This is a genomic window from Leifsonia sp. Root1293, assembly GCF_001425325.1.
Lineage (GTDB): Bacteria > Actinomycetota > Actinomycetes > Actinomycetales > Microbacteriaceae > Orlajensenia.
The window spans coordinates 202,198-218,943 of record NZ_LMEH01000002.1 but is presented as its reverse complement, the minus strand read 5'-3'; the positions used below and the strand labels follow the sequence as shown (position 1 = coordinate 218,943).

General features: G+C 67.9%; 17 protein-coding genes. 12 read left to right on the top strand and 5 right to left on the bottom strand.

Translation table 11 applies throughout. The features are described from left to right. Positions 1–177: 177 nt before the first annotated feature. The 5 genes from ASC59_RS12885 to ASC59_RS12865 are packed head-to-tail and all read left to right on the top strand — an operon-like array spanning position 178 to position 4,220. On the top strand, positions 178–1,224 hold the full coding sequence (locus ASC59_RS12885; protein WP_200942399.1) for a metal ABC transporter substrate-binding protein: 1,047 nt from the start codon (positions 178–180) through the stop codon (positions 1,222–1,224). Continuing rightward, positions 1,221–2,069, top strand: coding sequence for a metal ABC transporter ATP-binding protein (locus ASC59_RS12880; protein ID WP_235492725.1), 849 nt, complete (start codon positions 1,221–1,223; stop codon positions 2,067–2,069). The genes ASC59_RS12885 and ASC59_RS12880 overlap by 4 nt, the downstream gene beginning before the upstream one ends. Then, the gene (locus ASC59_RS12875; RefSeq protein ID WP_055823811.1) at positions 2,069–3,016 is read left to right on the top strand and encodes a metal ABC transporter permease; all 948 of its coding nucleotides are present in this window, start codon (positions 2,069–2,071) and stop codon (positions 3,014–3,016) included. The genes ASC59_RS12880 and ASC59_RS12875 overlap by 1 nt, the downstream gene beginning before the upstream one ends. Next, on the top strand, positions 3,016–3,831 hold the full coding sequence (locus ASC59_RS12870) for a metal ABC transporter permease (RefSeq protein ID WP_055823809.1): 816 nt from the start codon (positions 3,016–3,018) through the stop codon (positions 3,829–3,831). The genes ASC59_RS12875 and ASC59_RS12870 overlap by 1 nt, the downstream gene beginning before the upstream one ends. Next, on the top strand, positions 3,828–4,220 hold the full coding sequence (locus ASC59_RS12865; RefSeq protein ID WP_055823806.1) for a Fur family transcriptional regulator: 393 nt from the start codon (positions 3,828–3,830) through the stop codon (positions 4,218–4,220). The genes ASC59_RS12870 and ASC59_RS12865 overlap by 4 nt, the downstream gene beginning before the upstream one ends. A gap of 230 nt (positions 4,221–4,450) precedes the next feature. On the opposite strand, the gene ASC59_RS12860 is transcribed toward ASC59_RS12865, so the two are convergent. The 3 genes from ASC59_RS12860 to ASC59_RS12850 are packed head-to-tail and all read right to left on the bottom strand — an operon-like array spanning position 4,451 to position 7,956. After that, complete coding sequence (locus ASC59_RS12860; RefSeq protein WP_055823803.1) at positions 4,451–4,840, bottom strand: META domain-containing protein; 390 nt, start codon at positions 4,838–4,840, stop codon at positions 4,451–4,453. After that, positions 4,837–6,492 carry an amino acid permease gene (locus tag ASC59_RS12855; protein ID WP_082513670.1) on the bottom strand — a complete coding sequence of 552 codons (1,656 nt, stop codon included), beginning with the start codon at positions 6,490–6,492 and terminating at the stop codon, positions 4,837–4,839. Before ASC59_RS12855 ends, ASC59_RS12860 begins: the two co-directional genes overlap by 4 nt. A gap of 9 nt (positions 6,493–6,501) precedes the next feature. Continuing rightward, the gene (locus ASC59_RS12850) at positions 6,502–7,956 is read right to left on the bottom strand and encodes a glutamate decarboxylase (RefSeq protein ID WP_082513669.1); all 1,455 of its coding nucleotides are present in this window, start codon (positions 7,954–7,956) and stop codon (positions 6,502–6,504) included. A 243-nt stretch (positions 7,957–8,199) separates the two neighbouring features. On the opposite strand from ASC59_RS12850, the gene ASC59_RS12845 reads away from it, so the two are divergent. Beyond that, complete coding sequence (locus tag ASC59_RS12845; RefSeq protein WP_055823800.1) at positions 8,200–8,829, top strand: hypothetical protein; 630 nt, start codon at positions 8,200–8,202, stop codon at positions 8,827–8,829. Between the two features lie 18 nt (positions 8,830–8,847). On the opposite strand, the gene ASC59_RS12840 is transcribed toward ASC59_RS12845, so the two are convergent. Next, the gene (locus ASC59_RS12840) at positions 8,848–9,786 is read right to left on the bottom strand and encodes an alpha/beta fold hydrolase (protein ID WP_055823797.1); all 939 of its coding nucleotides are present in this window, start codon (positions 9,784–9,786) and stop codon (positions 8,848–8,850) included. 223 nt (positions 9,787–10,009) lie between these two features. Here ASC59_RS12840 and rpmB point away from each other — a divergent pair, with 223 nt between their 5' ends. From rpmB to ASC59_RS12815, 5 genes are all read left to right on the top strand, one after another. After that, a complete protein-coding gene (gene rpmB, locus ASC59_RS12835; protein ID WP_055823794.1) occupies positions 10,010–10,246 on the top strand; it encodes a 50S ribosomal protein L28 in 237 nt (78 codons plus the stop codon). Continuing rightward, complete coding sequence (gene rpmG, locus ASC59_RS12830; RefSeq protein WP_021760158.1) at positions 10,246–10,413, top strand: 50S ribosomal protein L33; 168 nt, start codon at positions 10,246–10,248, stop codon at positions 10,411–10,413. Before rpmB ends, rpmG begins: the two co-directional genes overlap by 1 nt. Positions 10,414–10,417: 4 nt before the next feature. Next, entirely contained in the window at positions 10,418–10,723 is a 306-nt protein-coding gene (rpsN, locus tag ASC59_RS12825; protein ID WP_055823792.1) for a 30S ribosomal protein S14, read from the top strand. A 360-nt stretch (positions 10,724–11,083) separates the two neighbouring features. Next, positions 11,084–11,371: an HU family DNA-binding protein gene (locus ASC59_RS12820; protein WP_055823789.1), complete on the top strand. Its 288-nt coding sequence runs from the start codon at positions 11,084–11,086 to the stop codon at positions 11,369–11,371. A gap of 256 nt (positions 11,372–11,627) precedes the next feature. Continuing rightward, positions 11,628–13,610 (top strand): cytochrome c oxidase assembly protein, encoded by a 1,983-nt coding sequence (locus tag ASC59_RS12815; RefSeq protein ID WP_200942398.1) that lies wholly within the window; start codon positions 11,628–11,630, stop codon positions 13,608–13,610. Between the two features lie 317 nt (positions 13,611–13,927). On the opposite strand, the gene ASC59_RS12810 is transcribed toward ASC59_RS12815, so the two are convergent. Next, complete coding sequence (locus ASC59_RS12810) at positions 13,928–15,310, bottom strand: hypothetical protein (protein ID WP_055823781.1); 1,383 nt, start codon at positions 15,308–15,310, stop codon at positions 13,928–13,930. 89 nt (positions 15,311–15,399) lie between these two features. Between ASC59_RS12810 and ASC59_RS12805 the strand changes: the two genes are divergently transcribed. Beyond that, the gene (locus tag ASC59_RS12805; RefSeq protein WP_055823778.1) at positions 15,400–16,713 is read left to right on the top strand and encodes an ATP-dependent DNA helicase; all 1,314 of its coding nucleotides are present in this window, start codon (positions 15,400–15,402) and stop codon (positions 16,711–16,713) included. Positions 16,714–16,746 lie beyond the last annotated feature (33 nt).

The window sequence follows — 16,746 nt, the reverse complement described above, 5'->3', positions numbered from 1 at the left end:
GCGACAGGCTATCGGGCGCAGCGGTGAGGCGGCTGGCAGGTGGCTGGCAGGCCCCTATGACCGGTACGCATGGACGGGCCGAGGTGAGGAGACGTGTGGACGGCATCCGACTGCCACGGGACGACCGGCGCCTACTGGTTTTGACAATCATTATCAATAACAGCTATGGTCGAGGACGTGAAGAGACGCATCAGACTGACGGCGGCCCTTGCTACGGCGATCGGCGCAACGCTCCTGCTCGCCGGCTGCATCGGCGATGACAACGGCGTCGGCGGTGTCGGCGCCCAGCTCGGAACGCTCAAGGTGGTGGCAACGACCACCCAGGTGGCCGACTTCACGCGAGAGGTGGCGGGGGATGGGGCATCCGTGACCCAGCTCATCCAGCCCAACCAGAGCGCGCACAGCTACGACCCGTCGGCAGCCGACCTGATGGCGCTGTCGAGGGCAGACGTGCTCGTGCAGAACGGCGCCGGTCTCGAGGAATGGCTCGATGACGCCGTCGAGGCGTCGGGCTTCAGCGGCGTCACCGTCGATGCGAGCACCGGAATCGAGCTCGACGAGACCGACTCGGATGCCGACTCCGACCACGCCGACGAAACCGAGGCCGAGCACGCCGACGAGGCCGACGACCACGGGCATGACCATGCCGCAGGCAACCCGCACATCTGGACCGACCCGAAGAACGCCGAGCAGATGGTGGAGACCATCACGACAGCCCTCAGCACCTCGTACCCGGCGAAGGCGGCAGACTTCCGCACGAACGCCGACGCTTACATCGCGAAGCTGACCGCCCTCGACGACTGGTCGCGCACCAACATCGACACGGTGCCCGAGGCTCGGCGCCTCTTCGTGAGCAACCACGATGCCTTCAGCTACTTCGTCGATGCCTACGACATCGACTATGTGGGAAGCGTCATCCCGAGCTTCGACGACAGCGCCGAGCCCAGCGCAGCCGAGATCGACGAGCTCGTCGCCGACATCAAGGCCACAGGCACGAAGGCGGTCTTCTCCGAGACGTCGCTCTCGCCCAAGACGGCGAACACGATCGCGAAGGAGGCGGGCGTCGAGGTGTACTCGGGTGACGACGCCCTCTACGGCGACTCGCTCGGCCCGGCCGACAGTGACGGGGCGACGTACATCGCCGCGCAGCTGCACAACGTGCGCATGCTCCTGCAGTCGTGGGGCGTGACGCCCACCGCCCTTCCGGCATCCTTGCAAGAATGACCGATGTGACGAGCGATGCCGTGATGGCCGGGGGAGTGGCGGATGCGTCAGCTCCCGTGCTGTCGTTGCGCGACGCCGCGTTCTCCTACGGAGGGGCGCCGGCGATCCACGGCGTCAGCGTCGACGTGCACGCGGGGGAGGCCGTCGCGCTCATCGGCCCGAACGGCTCGGGCAAGTCCACGCTGCTCAAAGGACTGCTCGGGCTGATCCCGGTGACGGCAGGACGCTTCGAGGCGTTCGGTGCCGCCCGCAGCGGATTGACCGGCAGGCAGGCGGATGCCGCTGCCCGTCTCTCGCGCCGCGACATCGGCTATCTTCCGCAGAGCGACGAGCTCGACCCCGAGTTCCCGATCTCGCTCGAGCAGGTCGTGATGATGGGCCGCTACCGCGCTCTCGGCTTCTTCCGCTGGCCCGGCCGCGCCGATCGGGCGGCCGTGGCCGAAGCGCTCGCCACGGTGGGGTTGTCGCACCGGGCGAAGGCGCGATTCGGAGAGTTGTCCGGCGGACAGCAGCAGCGGGGGCTCCTCGCCCGCGCTCTCGCATCCGGACCCCGTCTCCTCCTGCTCGACGAGCCGTTCAACGGCCTCGACCAGGCCAACCGCGATGCGCTCGTCGAGACCCTTCTCCTGTTGAAGACGCGCGGCGTCGCCATGATCGTCTCCACCCACGACCTCGAACTCGCCCGTGAGGTCTGCGACATCGTCCTTCTGCTGAACGCCGAGCAGGTGGCCTGCGGGCGCACCGCCGACGTGCTCACCCTGCCCAACGTGCAGGCGGCGTTCGGCGAGGTGGGCGTCGAGGTCGACGAGCACACCCTCGTCGTCCCCGGCCACGAAGGCCACTGATGGGCGACATCCTCTCCTCCTGGTTCGTGGAGCCGTTCTCCCTCCCGTTCATGGCGCGCGCCCTCGGCATGCTGCTGGCGCTGGCGGTCGTGGCTGGCGTCGTCGGCGTGATCGTGAACCTGCGCGGCCTCGAGTTCATCAGCGACGGCCTGACCCACGCCGTGTTCCCCGGCATCGCGATCGGCTTCGTCGCGGGCGGCCGTGACGGGCTCTTCCTCGGGGCCGTGGTCACTGCGGTGCTCGCCGCCGTCGTCCTCACCCTGCTCACGCGCAGCGGGGTCGCCTCCGATGCCGCCATCGCCATCGTGCTCACCGGCTTCTTCTCCGTCGGCGTGCTGGTGGTCTCGCGCCAGACCGACTACGCCGGCCAGCTCGACGCCCTGCTGTTCGGGCGCCTGCTGACCGTGACGGATGCCGATCTCTGGCGCACCGTCGCCCTCTGCGCCGTCGCCCTCGTCGCCGTGCTGGTCACGCTGCCCGGCCAGCTGTACCGCGCCTTCGATGCGCGGGGGAGCGAGGCGTCGGGATTCCGTCCGCTCATGAACGACTTGATCCTCACCTGCTCGATCGCGCTCGTCGTCGTGGCGGCATCGAGTGCCGTCGGAAACCTGCTGGTGCTCGCAGTGCTCGTCGTTCCCGGAGCCGTCGGGCGCCTGCTCACACGCCGGCTCTGGCTGCTGTTCCCCCTCGGCGCCCTCGTGACGGCGCTCGCCGCCTGGATCGGGCTGGGCATCGGCTTCGGCGTCTCGGTCGACGACGGGATCAGCCTGCCGGCGGGCGCCACAGTCGTCGTGACCCTCGTGTGCCTCTACGCCATCGTGCTCGTCGGCAGACTCGCGGTCGACAGGGTGGCAGGGGTGCGGGGCGCGCGCGATGCGCGCAACGCCACCGTGGGCGCCGACGCCGACCGCGCCACCATTCCCGGGTCCATCGAGGTGAACGCCTGATGGGCTACTTCGAACTCGCACTGCTCGCCGCTGTCGTCATCGGGGCGGCCGGCGGCCTGGTCGGCACCATCGTCGTGCTGCGCAAGCGGGTGTTCTTCGCCCAGGCGCTCACGCACGCCACCTTCCCCGGCGCCGTGGCCGCCGCGCTGCTCGGCATCAGCATCCCGCTCGGCGCCGCCCTCGCGAGCATCGTGATCGTCGGAATCATGGCCATGATCAGCCGGGTGCGTCGACAGGGCACCCAGGTGGCCGCCGGCATCGTGCTCACGGCGGGCTTCGCCCTCGGCGCCGTGCTGCAGGCACTGCATCCCGGGGTGCCGATCGAGATCGAGTCATTCCTCGTCGGGTCCATCCTCTCGGTGAGCACCTCCGATGTGGTGCTGGCATCGACGGTGCTGCTGATCACGGTGCTGGCGCTGCTCGCCTTCGGCAAGGAGTTGGTGTTCCAGACCTTCGACCGCCGTGGCTACGCGGCTTCCGGCTACAGGGAGTGGCCGATGGAGCTGCTCGCCCTCGTGCTGATCACCGCCACCGTCGTCACGGCCATGCCCGCCGTGGGCGCGATCCTGGCCATCGCCCTCATCGCGGCGCCCGCAGCGGCGGCGCGGGTGGTCGCACCGTCGCCTCGCTGGATGTTCGTGATAGCGCCCGTGATCGGGGCGGCATCCGGGATCATCGGCGTCGTGCTCTCGCGGGTGGCCGACGTGGCGGCGGGCCCCACCATCGCGCTCGTGGCGGCCGGCTTCTTCCTGCTCGCACTGCTGGTGCGACGGATGCCGCGGATAGGCTGGAGAAGCGGAGTGGAGACAGTATGAAGCGCAACACGTGGCAACGTGAGGCCGTGCGAGAGGCGCTGGACACCTCCGGCGGGTTCATCAGCGCCCAGGGCCTGCATTCGGCCCTGCACGCCGGCGGATCGCCGATCGGCCTGGCGACCGTCTACCGCGCGCTCTCGGACCTCGCCGACCAGGGCGAGGCCGACTCGCTGCAGTCGCCCGACGGCGAGAGCCTGTACCGAGCCTGCTCGACGACCGGCCACCATCACCACCTCATCTGCCGCAACTGCGGACTCACGGTGGAGATCGGCGCAGACGAGGTCGAGGCCTGGGCGAAACGGGTGGCGGGGGAGCACGGCTTCACCGAGGCCGCCCACGTCGTCGACGTCTTCGGCCTGTGCGCGAACTGCTCGGTGTCTGCCCGCTGACCATCCCCGGTCCGCGCTGGTCGAGTAGCGAGCGAGCGCAGCGAGCACGCGTATCGAGACCCGTCGAGCTCGCACAGCGGTGGGGAGCGGGCGAGCGGGATTTCGGTACGCGTCCGACTTCGTCGGGCGCTACTCAATCAGGGGGGCGAGGTCGGGCGCTACTCGATCAGCGGGCGGCGGAGCGGGGCCGGGCGAGCTGCTGCCCGCCCGGCCCCGTCGTCACTCAGGCGTCACTCGTCATTCGCCCGTTCGAGCGTGCCGATCTTCTTGCCCGTCTCGTCCATGACGGTCATGGAATCCCCGTCGATCGTGGCCGACGTGGCGGTGCCCAGCCAGGCATCGACGTCGTCGCACGCCATCATCGTGGAGGAGAAGGTGCCGAACGTGACGCCGTCGTCCGCCTTCTCCCACGTGCCGTTGAGCTGATTGCAACCGTCGGTGCCTGCGACGGCACCATCGCTCTCGAGCGTGAGCTCGGGTGCACCGGTTGCGTCGGACTCCGCCCAGATGCCGACGGGATCCGACCCGTCACCCCCGGACGACCCGTTCGCACAGCCGCTCACGGCGAACCCGATCACGACGGCGAGAGCGATGAACGGGGTGTAGCGACGCGCGCTCACAGGGCGGCCTTCCCGGTCGAACCGGCCGCACCAGATGGACCGTCCGTGGCGGTCGTGCCAGCCGTGCCCGTGGTAGCCGACGCCGGCGGGTTGACGAGCACGTCGTCGAAGGTCGCCTTCTCCTCCGCGGTGCGCTGGTCCCAGGTGGGTTTGCGCACGGCGTAGAAGATCAACGGCGGCACGCCCAGCGCGATCACGATGGCACCGACGAGCACGGGATAGACCCAGCCGGGGGCTCCGTCGCCGAAGCCGGCCGGCGGGATGAATCCCAGGCAGAAGGCGGCGAGGCAGGCGATGAAGCCGACGGCCGCGATTAACGTCATCGCCGGCACGCGATAGGAGCGCACGACGTGAGGCTGCTTCGACCGCAGCCGGATGGCCGCGGCGAACATCATCATGTACATGATGAGGTAGAGCGCAGCTGCCATGTCGACGAGCAGGATGAACGCCGTGTTGATGTTCGGCACGAAGATGAACAGCGAGGCGAGCAGCGTCACCACGATGCCCTGCACGCTCAGGATGCCGACCTGCACGCCCGCCTTGTTGCGACGCTGGAGGAAGACCGGGAGGTACCCGCTCCGCGCTGCCGCGAGGAGGCCGCGCGACGGGCCGGCGATCCAGGTCACCACCGAGGCGAAGGCGCCCAGGGCGATGAGGAGCGACAGGACCGGCGTGAGCCACGAGACTCCGAATGCGTCGAAGTACGCCTTGAACGCCAGATTGATGCCTGTCGTCAGTCCGAGCTGATCCGACGGCACCACGAGGCCGATCGCGATCGTCGGCACGATGAAGATGCCGAGGATGAGGAACGACGCGATGAGCACGGTCTTCGGATACTGCTTGCCCGGGTTCTTGAGGTCGTTCGCGTGCACCGCGTTGACCTCCATACCCGCGTACGCGAGCACGTTCGACACGATCAGCACGATCGAGGCGATGCCGGTGAACGGCGGGATGATCGACGAAGCGGTCAGCGGGATCTGGCTGGGGTTGCCGCTCGCCACCCAGAAGATTCCGAAGATGATCAGCAGGATGCCCGGGAAGATGGTGCCGGCGAGGCCGCTCCACGAGCCCACCTTGGCGAACAGGTTGCCGCCTTTCAAGGTGATGAAGGTCGAGAACCAGTACAGCACCAGGATGATGATCGCCGTGTAGAGGCCGGAGTTCGCCAGGTTCGGATCGAGGAAGACGAACGCGAGCGATGCGGCGATGAAGGCGATCTGCGTCGGGTACCAGACGACGTTCTGCACCCACTGCAGCCAGATGGCCTGGAAGCCCCACTTCTCCCCGAACGCCTGGCGCACCCAGGTGAAGATGCCGCCCTTCCACCCCGTCGCCAATTCAGCGGCGACGAGCGCGGTCGGGACGAGGAAGAAGATGGCCGGGATGATGAACAGGGTGATCGAACCGAGGCCGAATCCGGCCATGGCCGGCAGGCTGCGGAGCGACGCGACGGCGACGACCGTGAGGATCGCCAACTGCATCAGGGACATGAACTTCTGGGAACTGGCGGCAGGAGCACCGATCGCCGGCTTGTGGGGCACCTGATCGAACGGATGCGCCTTCACGTGCTCCGGCGAGGGTGCGACCGTTCCGTCCGCCCGCTTCGGCAGCTCCGAACCCGTGGCAGCCGCCCCGGGACGTGTTGTGGTCATGATGCCCGCCTAGTGGGTGTACGAGGACACTTGGCCCTCGGTCGGCATGGGGGACTCGAGGCGATCGAGGTAGTCGACTGCCTCCCTGATGTCGAGCATCAGTGACTCCGCGAGGTTGCGGCTCAGCCCGTTGCGCACCACGATGCGCTGCACGACGAGATCCGAGATGTCGTCCGGCATCGGATAGGCCGGGATGAGCCAGCCCTTCAGTCTCAGGCGCTCGGAGAGGTGGTAGAGGTTCCAGTTCTCCGTGTGACCCTTCTTCAGCTGCCATGCGAAGACCGGGATGTCGGTTCCGTCGTTCCAGAGCTCGAAGGCGTCGATCTTCGCGATCTCGCTGGACAGGTAGACGGCGACATCCTGCGACGCCTGCTGCACCTTTCGGTACCCGTCCCATCCGAGCCGGAGGAACAGGTAGTACTGCAGCAGCACCTGTGCGCCCGGGCGGGAGAAGTTGAGGGCGAACGTCGGCATGTGACCGCCGAGGTACGTGACGTCGAAGACCAGGTCGCTCGGCAGGTCGTCGATGGTGCGCCACACGACCCAGCCGAGACCGGGGTAGACGAGTCCGTACTTGTGGGCCGAGGTGCTGATGGACACGACGCGGTCGACCCTGAAGTCCCATTCGAGGTCGGGCTGCAGGAAGGGCGCGATCATGCCGCCGGATGCTCCGTCGACGTGGATCTTCACGTCGAGCCCTGTGTCGGCCTGGATCTTGTCGAGCGCCTCGGCGATCTGCTTCACCGGCTCGTACATGCCCGTGTAGGTGACGCCCATGATGGCGACGACGCCGATCGTGTTCTCGTCGACGTACTTGTCGAGGTCGTGGCCGTCGAGCACCTTGTGCTCGTCGCTGATGGGCACGTAGCGTGCCTCGACGTCCCAGTAGTTGCAGAACTTCTCCCAGCAGACCTGCACCGCGCTCGAGAGGATGAGGTTGGGCTTCTCCGTCGACTTGCCCGCCGCACGTCGCGCGACCTGCCAGCGGCGCTTCAGAGCGAGACCTCCGAGCATGCACGCCTCGGATGAGCCGATGGTCGACGTGCCGATGGCCCCGTCGGCGCTCGGCGCGTTCCACAGACTGGCGATCATCTTCCAGCAGCGCGTCTCGATGGCCGCAGTCTGCGGGTACTCGTCCTTGTCGATCATGTTCTTGTCGGCCGACTCGGCGTAGAGCTTCGCGGCGTACGGGTCCATCCAGGTTCCGACGAACGTCGCCAGGTTGAGGCGCGCGTTGCCATCGAGCATCGCCTCGTCATGAACGATCTGGTAGGCGGTCTCGGGCAGGGATTCGGAGTCGGGAAGTTGGTTGAGCGGGAAGTCCGTCGCCTCGCCTTCCCTGGCGAAGATGGGATTCAGTTGGTTGCGTCCGCTGATTCCGGTGAACGCGTGCGTCGAATCATCGGGCTGCACCTTGGCGTCGGCACTTCCGCGGACCGATGCGTTGGGATTGAGATCTTCCATTGCCTGTTTCCCCCTTGGGATTGCCCGCGCGTGGCTACGGCGGCCAGCCATCGACAGCCAAGCGAGGTGGAGTGGGTGGATCGTGTTGGGTGGAGCGAATCTGAGCGAGTCTCAGCCGTACGGTTTCGTTCTACTCTCTCCGCGACAGAGACGTCAACAGTCCGGGGATGTCGACGGGGTGACCAGCTCGGGCGGTTTGCCCCGGTGGAAGGAGGTTTCTGCCGAGCGGTAGGGTCGGGAACCATGACGGGTTCTCCAGCACGCGCCACACGCCTGCGGCGCGAGGCGTGGGGATTCGCGATCGGCTCCCTCGCGTTCCTCATCGGGGCCCTGCCGCCGTACGCCGAGGCCGTCGGAGCCGTCGTCACGAACGTCACGTTCTTCGTGGGCTCCATCTTCTTCACCCTGGCGGCCTTCGTTCAGCTGAGCCTCAGCGGGCGCAAGGTGTTGCCGCGGCACATGAACCTTGTCGACCGCTTCGACTGGTGGGCTGCAGCCTCCCAGTTCCTCGGAACTCTCTTCTTCAACGTGAGCACGGCCGAAGCGCTGCGCAGCGCTCTCCTCGACCCCGACGCGATCGGGGCAGGATGGCGGCCCGATGCATTCGGATCGGCCCTGTTCCTGATCTCGAGCGGGCTCGCCGTCGTGGCGACACGCGACCGTGGTCGCTTGTGGGATCCCGACGCCAGGTCATGGCACGGACTCTGGCTGAATGCCGTCGGATCCGTTGCCTTCGCAGCCTCGGCTGTCGGCGCCTGGGTGACTCCGGAGACGGGCACGTACCTCAGCCTGTTCTGGGCGAACCTCGGAACCCTGATCGGGGCTGCGTGCTTCCTGACGGCAGCACTGCTGTCCCGTCGCGGATCGGACTGACCGGCGCGTCGACACGGGTCATCGCACGAGTGCGTCCAACACCGCGAACGGACGCTCCACGTGCGCGAAGTGCCCGGTGTCGTCGACGGTTCGGGCCGACAGCTGGGGCACGACCCCGCCCAGTCGCTCGAGGTCGTCGCGTGCGAGGAAGACGTCGTGCTCACCCCGAAGGGCGGTGACCGGGCAGGTCACCATCGGCCAGATGTCCTCCGCGGGGTAGGCGCCTGCGGCATCCGACGCCAGAGTGAATGCCCGCGGGCGCACCTCCTCGGCGAGAGCGTCGTAGACCGACCCGTCGATGTATCCGGGATGCCGGAACAGCGGGGAGGCGAGGCCCCGCATGAAGCCGACCCTGCCGAGCCCGCGCACGACGGCGCGGCCGGCCCCCTCGCGCCAGTCGAGCATCCGCATGGCCTGGCGCATGCCCACGTAGGCGGGAAGTGCGGCGAGGCCAGCTGAGGGATGCCGGATCGCATCGAACACCCCGAACGTCGTCGGCGACACCAGGGTGAGTCCGGTCGTCGCGCGCGGCTCGGTGGCCGCGAGATGCAGGGCCAGGGTGGCGCCGAACGAGTGACCGACGATTCGCCAGCGCTCATAGCCCAGCCCGCGCAGCGCCGTGGCGATGGCACGCGTCACGTGATCGATCGTGAAGTGGGCGGCATCCGAGGGAAACGGGCTCGCACCCCACCCCGGGAGGTCGGGGATCACGAGATTGTCGAGAGCGCGGTCGCCCCGCAGCTCGACGGCCTGCAGCAGCGGAGTGAAGGTCGTCCATGATCCGGCTGCACCGTGCAGCATCAGGGTGGCGGTCTCGTCGGTCCGATCCCGTCGGCCGGTCTGCACCCGCAGCTCCCCGATGGCGGTGTGCACGGTGTGCGTCTCGAGATCGAGGTCGGCTGCGTGCGTGACGAGGCCGAACGGCGCGTAGGCCGTCGAGGTCTGCTCTGCGATCATGGGAGGAGTTCGGAGCTGGCGTCGGAACGGATGCCTCCTACTCCCAAGCCGACCGCGTTTTGCGCGACACGCCGTCGATAGCGTAGACTCTCCCCTTGGCTAGGCGTGATCTCAGCGCCTGGATTCGTATGCCGCCTCCCCGACTCGAAAGAACCCGGGGGAAACGCATGCCGACAAGAGATCTTGGGAGGGGCAACCGCCCCTCGGTATTGGAGGAATCACAATGGCAGCAGTGTGCCAGGTGACAGGAGCCGTTCCCGGCTTCGGTCACAACATCTCGCACTCGCACCGACGCACCAAGCGTCGTTTCGACCCGAACGTGCAGCGCAAGACGTACTACGTCCCGTCGCTTCGCCGTAGCGTCACCCTGAACGTCAGCGCCAAGGGCATCAAGGTCATCGACGCCCGTGGCATCGAGTCCGTCGTCAAGGACATTCTCGCTCGTGGGGTGAAGATCTAATGGCAAAGCAGCAGGACATCCGTCCCATCATCAAGCTCCGTTCGACGGCAGGCACCGGTTACACCTACGTGACCCGCAAGAACCGTCGCAACAACCCCGATCGTCTCGTGCTCAAGAAGTACGACCCCGTAGTGCGCAAGCACGTCGACTTCCGCGAGGAGCGCTAAACATATGGCTAAGAAGAGCAAGATCGCCCGCAACGAGCAGCGCAAGGTCATCGTCGCGCGCTACGCCACGAAGCGCGCCGAGCTGAAGAAGGCTCTCGTCGACCCCAACGGAACCGACGAGTCGCGCGAGGCAGCTCGCGTCGGCCTCCAGAAGCTTCCCCGCAACGCTTCGCCCATCCGCGTTCGCAGCCGCGACGCCATCGACGGCCGCCCCCGCGGTGTCCTCACGAAGTTCGGCGTCTCGCGCGTCCGCTTCCGTGACATGGCACACCGTGGCGAGCTGCCCGGCATCACCAAGTCGAGCTGGTAGCAACCACTCTCGCCTTGATGGCCTGAACATCCTGAACGGGATGCCGATTTCATATCGGCATCCCGTTCGGTGTTTAACGGTCGACCCGCGGATGCCGGCGGACGGCGTGGACGCTGAAACGACCCCGATGTGCCGCATCCGGGGGCGACTGAAGAGACGAATGTGGCCAATGCGACCGATTCCGCGTGTCGCGAACGCCCATACGGGCCCGAAATCCGCGGAATCTCGCGGATCTCTGTTACATTCGAGGCGGTCATCCGACCAAGAGGGGCAGGCGGAAGCGCCCACCCCGCCATCTCGAAAAGCTGTACGGCTCGAAATCGAGTCGGCACGCAGATGTACGTCCGAGGAGGACACTCAATGGCTGACAAGTCGCTTAACAAGACCGAGCTCGTCGCAAAGATCGCTGCGTCAACGGGTCAGAGCCAGGCCACGGTCGACGGCGTTCTCGGCGGTTTCTTCGACGCTCTCGCCGAGTCGGTCGGCAACGACGTCAAGGTCTCGATCCCGGGATGGCTCGCTGTCGAGCGCACCCACCGCGCTGCACGCACGGGCCGCAACCCGCAGACCGGCGCCACCATCGAGATCGCTGCCGGTTACTCGGTCAAGGTTTCGGCTGGTTCGAAGCTCAAGGCTGCTGCCAAGTAGTCTCTGCACCACGCCCGCGAGGGGCCCGGCTTCGGCCGGGCCCCTCGCGTCGTTAACCGGCGGCCCCGCTGATCGAGTAGCGCCGGACGCAGTCCGACGCGTATCGAGATCCGTCAACGACGGCGCTCCTCGACATGGCGGTCGGTTCTCGACGTGGTCTCGATACGCGTCCTCGCTGCGCTCGGTCGCTACTCGACCGGCGGAGCGGGGGGCTGAGCGGAAGGGATCGGCCGGAGCTGGAACGTAGACTTGTCAGGTGAAGCGATCCGCCCGAGTGCTCGGCCCCGCCGTGCTCGTGGCGGCAGCGCTGGTCGCGCTCATCGCCGCCCTCGGCTACGGCGGGGGAGCGGCACCGCAGGCCCTGGAGGATCCGGGCGCCGTCGTGCGATGGGGTCTTCCCGCCGCGAAGCTGCTCGTGAACCTCGGTGCAGCCGGCATGATCGGCGCTCTCGTGCTGGTGTGCTGGGCGCTGAGTCCCGATGAGGACGAGTTCGATGGGGCGCTCGACGTGGCAGCCGCATCCGCCGGCGTCTTCACGGTGGCGGCCGGAGCCACCGGGTTCCTCACCTTCCTCTCGGTCACCAACACCCCGGTGACCCTCGACGATCGCTTCGGAGCCACGCTCAGCCAGTTCCTCACCGCGATCCCCCTGGGCCAGGCCTGGCTCGCCACCACCCTCATCGGCGCCCTGGTGACAGTGCTGTGCTTCGCCGTGCGCAACCACACGGCCCTGGTCTTCGTGACCGTCGTCGCGATCGCCGCGCTGGTTCCGATGGCGCAGCAGGGCCACGCGGCAGGCACCGCCGGTCACAACGCCGCCATTATCGCGCTCGGCCTGCATCTGGTGTTCGCCGCGGTCTGGCTGGGCGGTCTGCTCACCATCGTGCTGCTGCGCACGAAGCTGCAGCCCGGCCGCCTCGTCGTCGTGCTCGGCCGGTACTCGACCGTCGCCCTCATCTGCTTCATCGTGGTGGCGGCATCCGGCTACGTGAGTGCCGCCCTGCGCATCGGCACCTTCGACAACCTGCTCACGCCCTACGGGGTTCTGGTGTTCGGCAAGATCGCCGCCCTCCTGGCTCTCGGATGCTTCGGAGCCGTGCAGCGTCGCTACGCGATCGGACGCATCGCCCGCTCGGCCGAGAAGGGCACGGGCAGCGCCCGCGGCTGGTTCTGGGGCATCGTGGTCGTCGAGCTCGCCTTCATGGGCATCGCCGCCGGTCTGGCTGCCGCGTTGGCCCGCACCGCTACCCCGATCGCCGAGACACCACCAGGTGCCGGAACCCCCGCCGAGCTGCTCACCGGGGAGCCGCTGCCGCCGGTGCTCACGGGCAGCCGCTACCTCACGGAGTGGAACTGGGACCTGCTCTGGGTGCTGGCCTGCGCCTTCGGCGCGTTCTTCTACCTGGCCGGGGTCTGGCGACTGCACCGTCGTGGCGACAAGTGGCCCGTCTTCCGCACCATCTCGTGGCTCGCCGGACTCGTGGTGCTGTTCTACGTGACGAACGGCGCCGTGAACCTGTACGGCCAGTACCTGTTCAGCGCCCACATGCTCGCCCACATGGTGCTCACCATGGGCGTGCCCGTTCTGCTGGTTCCCGGCGCCCCGGTCACCCTGGCCCTGCGGAGCATCCGCCCGCGCAAGGACGGCAGCCGAGGCGGCCGCGAGTGGATCATGCTCGCCGTGCACTCGCGCTTCGCCGGCGTCATCGCCAATCCCATCGTCGCGGCCGTGCTCTTCGCCTCGAGCCTCTGGATCTTCTACTACACGACCCTGTTCAGCTGGGCGACCACCGACCACCTCGGGCACGAGTGGATGACGGGGCACTTCCTGCTCACCGGCTACCTGTTCGTGCAGTCCATCATCGGCATCGACCCGGTGCCCTACAGGCTTCCGTACCCGTTCAGGCTGCTGCTCCTCCTGCTCACCATGGCGTTCCACGCCTTCTTCGGTCTGGCGATCATGACCGGCACCGGGCTGCTTCTCGCCGACTGGTACGGCGCGATGGGCTGGGGAACGGATGCGCTCGCCGACCAGCAGCTGGGCGGTGGCATCGCGTGGAGCGTGGGCGAGATCCCGACGGTGGCGTTGGCCATCGCCGTGGCCATCCAGTGGAGCCGGGCCGACGAGCGCGAGACCAAGCGCCGCGACCGCAACGCCGACCGCACCAACGAGGCCGAGCTCGAGGCCTACAACGCCCGCCTCGAGGCCATGGCGCAGCGGGACACGTCGGTTCGCTGAGGTCGGCTCGCTGGTCGAGTAGCGACCGAGCGAAGCGAGGACGCGTATCGAGACCACGGGACGGGTGGCTCCCGTGCGGGGTGCGCTGATGGTGTGATCTCGATACGCGTCGGACTGCGTCCGGCGCTACTCGATCGGCGGAGGGGGCTGCGTCCGGCGCTACTCGATCGGCGGAGGGGGCTGCGTCCGGCGCTACTCGATCAGCGGAGGGACTGCGTCCGGCGCTACTCGATCGGCGGAGGGGGCTGCGTCCGGCGCTACTCGATCGGCGGAGAGGGGCTGCGTCCGGCGCTACTCGATCAGCGGACGGGGGGGGGTCAGTGCAGCTGGATGTTGAGGTTGCCGTCCGGCCCGATCACGACCGTGGCGCCCATCGAGTAGCCCTCGTCGCGCTCGACGGTCGACTCCTCGCCGTCGTAGAGCGACTGCACTCCGACCGAGATGTGCGCGATCCCCTGCGTGGACGGCATCTGGAAGGCCGTGTCATCCGGAGTGAGGGTCACCTCGGGGTAACTCACGATGCTCCAGACCGGATCACTGATGACCCGGTCGTCGATCACGGTGCCGAAGGGGCAGCCCGTGGGCTGCAGCACCTTCTGGGTGGCGCACTGGTCGAGGAATCCGTTGATCTCGGCCTGCACCTCGTCGACGAAGGCCTGCGTCGGCTGCACGTCGATGGAGACATCCTGAGTGCCGACCTTCGTCACGGTCACGTCCTGAGGCTTGGCCTCCAGCTGCAGCGACGATCGGCTGAACTCGTAGAGGGCCGGCGCCAGCACCAGGTAGTCGGCCGAGTTGTTGAAGCTCGGGGCGGCGTCGGGTGCCGCGTGGGCGCGAGCGTCGAGCGTGAGCCCGTTGACGGTGAAGGTGTCGTCGTGGAGCACCGTCACGGTGAGGGCGGAGATGGGGCTCGTGGCGAACCGCCAGGAGTGGAAGACCCCGCCCCAGCTTCCAGCGCGCTCGACGTCGAAGGTCATCGTCTCGGTGGTGCCGCCCAGCTTCACCCGGTAGGTGACACTGTGGTGCCCCTCGTCGTCGTTCGTGTCGCTCACCAGCTCGACCGAGCTCGGTCCGCGCAGAACCGAGCTGCGCAGCAGCGTGTCGGCGGACTTCGGCGGCAGCCCGGCCGATGCGAGGTCCTCCGGGGCGATACGCACCCCCGGCATGGACAGAGCCGCGCTTGCGTCGCCGTCCTCGATGGCCGAGAGGTACTGCTCCACGAACCCGGCCGCACTGTAGATGCCGCGGTTGAGCGACCCGACCGTGGCGAGGAGTGCAGCGATGAGGAGCAGGGCGAGGGTCAGCCAGAGCAGCACCGCCGCGGCGGGATTCGTTACCCGGCTCTGCGTCGTCACGGATGCCGGCTCCGGCAACACGGCCGTGCCGGCCACGTAGGCACCGAGGCGGGGGCCCGGATCTCCGGCGGCGTGGGCACCGTGGTGCCCGATGCCCAGTTCGCGGTCCGAGACGATCGGCACGGGAACGGTGATGCCGAAAGGGCTCGTCGCAGGAACCGAGGTCGGCTCGATGTCCGGATCGTCCGAGGGATGCACGAGGGCCGGCTCCGGCTCCGGGCCCTGCACGATGGCCGGGAGAGCCTCGGGATCGGAGGCCGGCGTCGGCTCGGGTGCGATCTCCGGTTCAGGAGGGGGCGCGGATGCAGGCGCGCCGTCGCGCTCCTCGTCCCACCCCGGTTCCACGTGGTCATTCTATGGTGGGCCTCGCCGCCGAGCCCCGACGCGACCCGGACAGTACAGTGGGATGACCGTCTCCGTCGTGAAAGGCCGCTGTGTCAGTCCCCGCTCTGTCGGCCGAGCAGGCCGCGGTCTTCGAGGCCATCGAGGCCACCCGCGACCACGTCTTCGTGACGGGTCGTGCCGGCACGGGGAAATCGACCCTGCTCAATCACCTCAACTGGCACACCGAGAAGCAGATCGTCATCGCCGCGCCCACCGGGGTGGCAGCTCTCAACGTGGGCGGACAGACGATCCACTCGTTGTTCCGGCTGCCGATCGGCCTCATCGCCGACCACGACATCGACCAGAACGATGCCACCCGCAAGCTGCTGAACACCATCGACACTCTGGTCATCGACGAGGTGAGCATGGTGAGCGCCGACCTCATCGACGCCATGGACCGGAGCCTCCGTCAGGCTCGCAAGAAGCCATTCACGGCATTCGGCGGGGTGCAGGTGGTGCTGTTCGGCGACCCGTACCAGCTGGCACCGGTGCCGGGAGACGCCGACGAGCGCGCCTACTTCACCGACCACTACAGGTCGATGTGGTTCTTCGACGCCAAGGTGTGGCAGGAGGCCGACCTGCGCATCTTCGAACTCGGGCAGATCCACCGCCAGAACGACGCCGAGTTCCGGCACATGCTGAACGCCGTGCGGCACGGCCAGGTCACGGCGGAGGTGGGCGGACGACTCAACTACATGGGAGCGCGCAGGCCGCTGCCCGAGGAGGGCGCCATCACGCTCGCGACGCGCAACGACGCCGTCAACCGCATCAACGCATCGGCCCTCGCCCGACTGAGAGGCAAGTCGCAGGCCAACGAGGCCGACATCTCCGGCGACTTCGCCGGCCGCGCGTACCCGGCCGACCTGAAGCTCGAGCTCAAGGTGGGCGCCCAGGTCATGTTCCTGCGCAACGACTCGGCCATCGACGGCGGGCCGCGCTGGGTGAACGGCACCATCGGCGTGGTCACGGGCATCACCGACACCGTGCAGGTCGAGGTCGACGGCGAGGTGCATCACGTGGAGCCGGCGACCTGGGAGAAGTTCAAGTACACCTACAACGCCACCACCAAGAAGCTCTCGAAGGACATCGTCGCGGAGTTCACGCAGTTCCCGTTGCGGTTGGCCTGGGCCGTCACCATCCACAAGTCGCAGGGCGCCAGCTACGACACCGCCATCGTCGATCTCGGTCCGCGGGCGTTCAGCCCCGGCCAGACCTACGTCGCCTTGAGCAGACTGACCCGGCTCGAGGGGCTCTACCTCACGCGTCCCCTGCGCCCCAGCGACATCATCGTCGATGACGACGTGCGCCGATTCATGGACTCGGCGACGCAGATCCCGGCGATCGAGGCCGACGCCGCGCTCTGACGGCGCATCCGATTCGGCGGCGCCTGCCTTCTC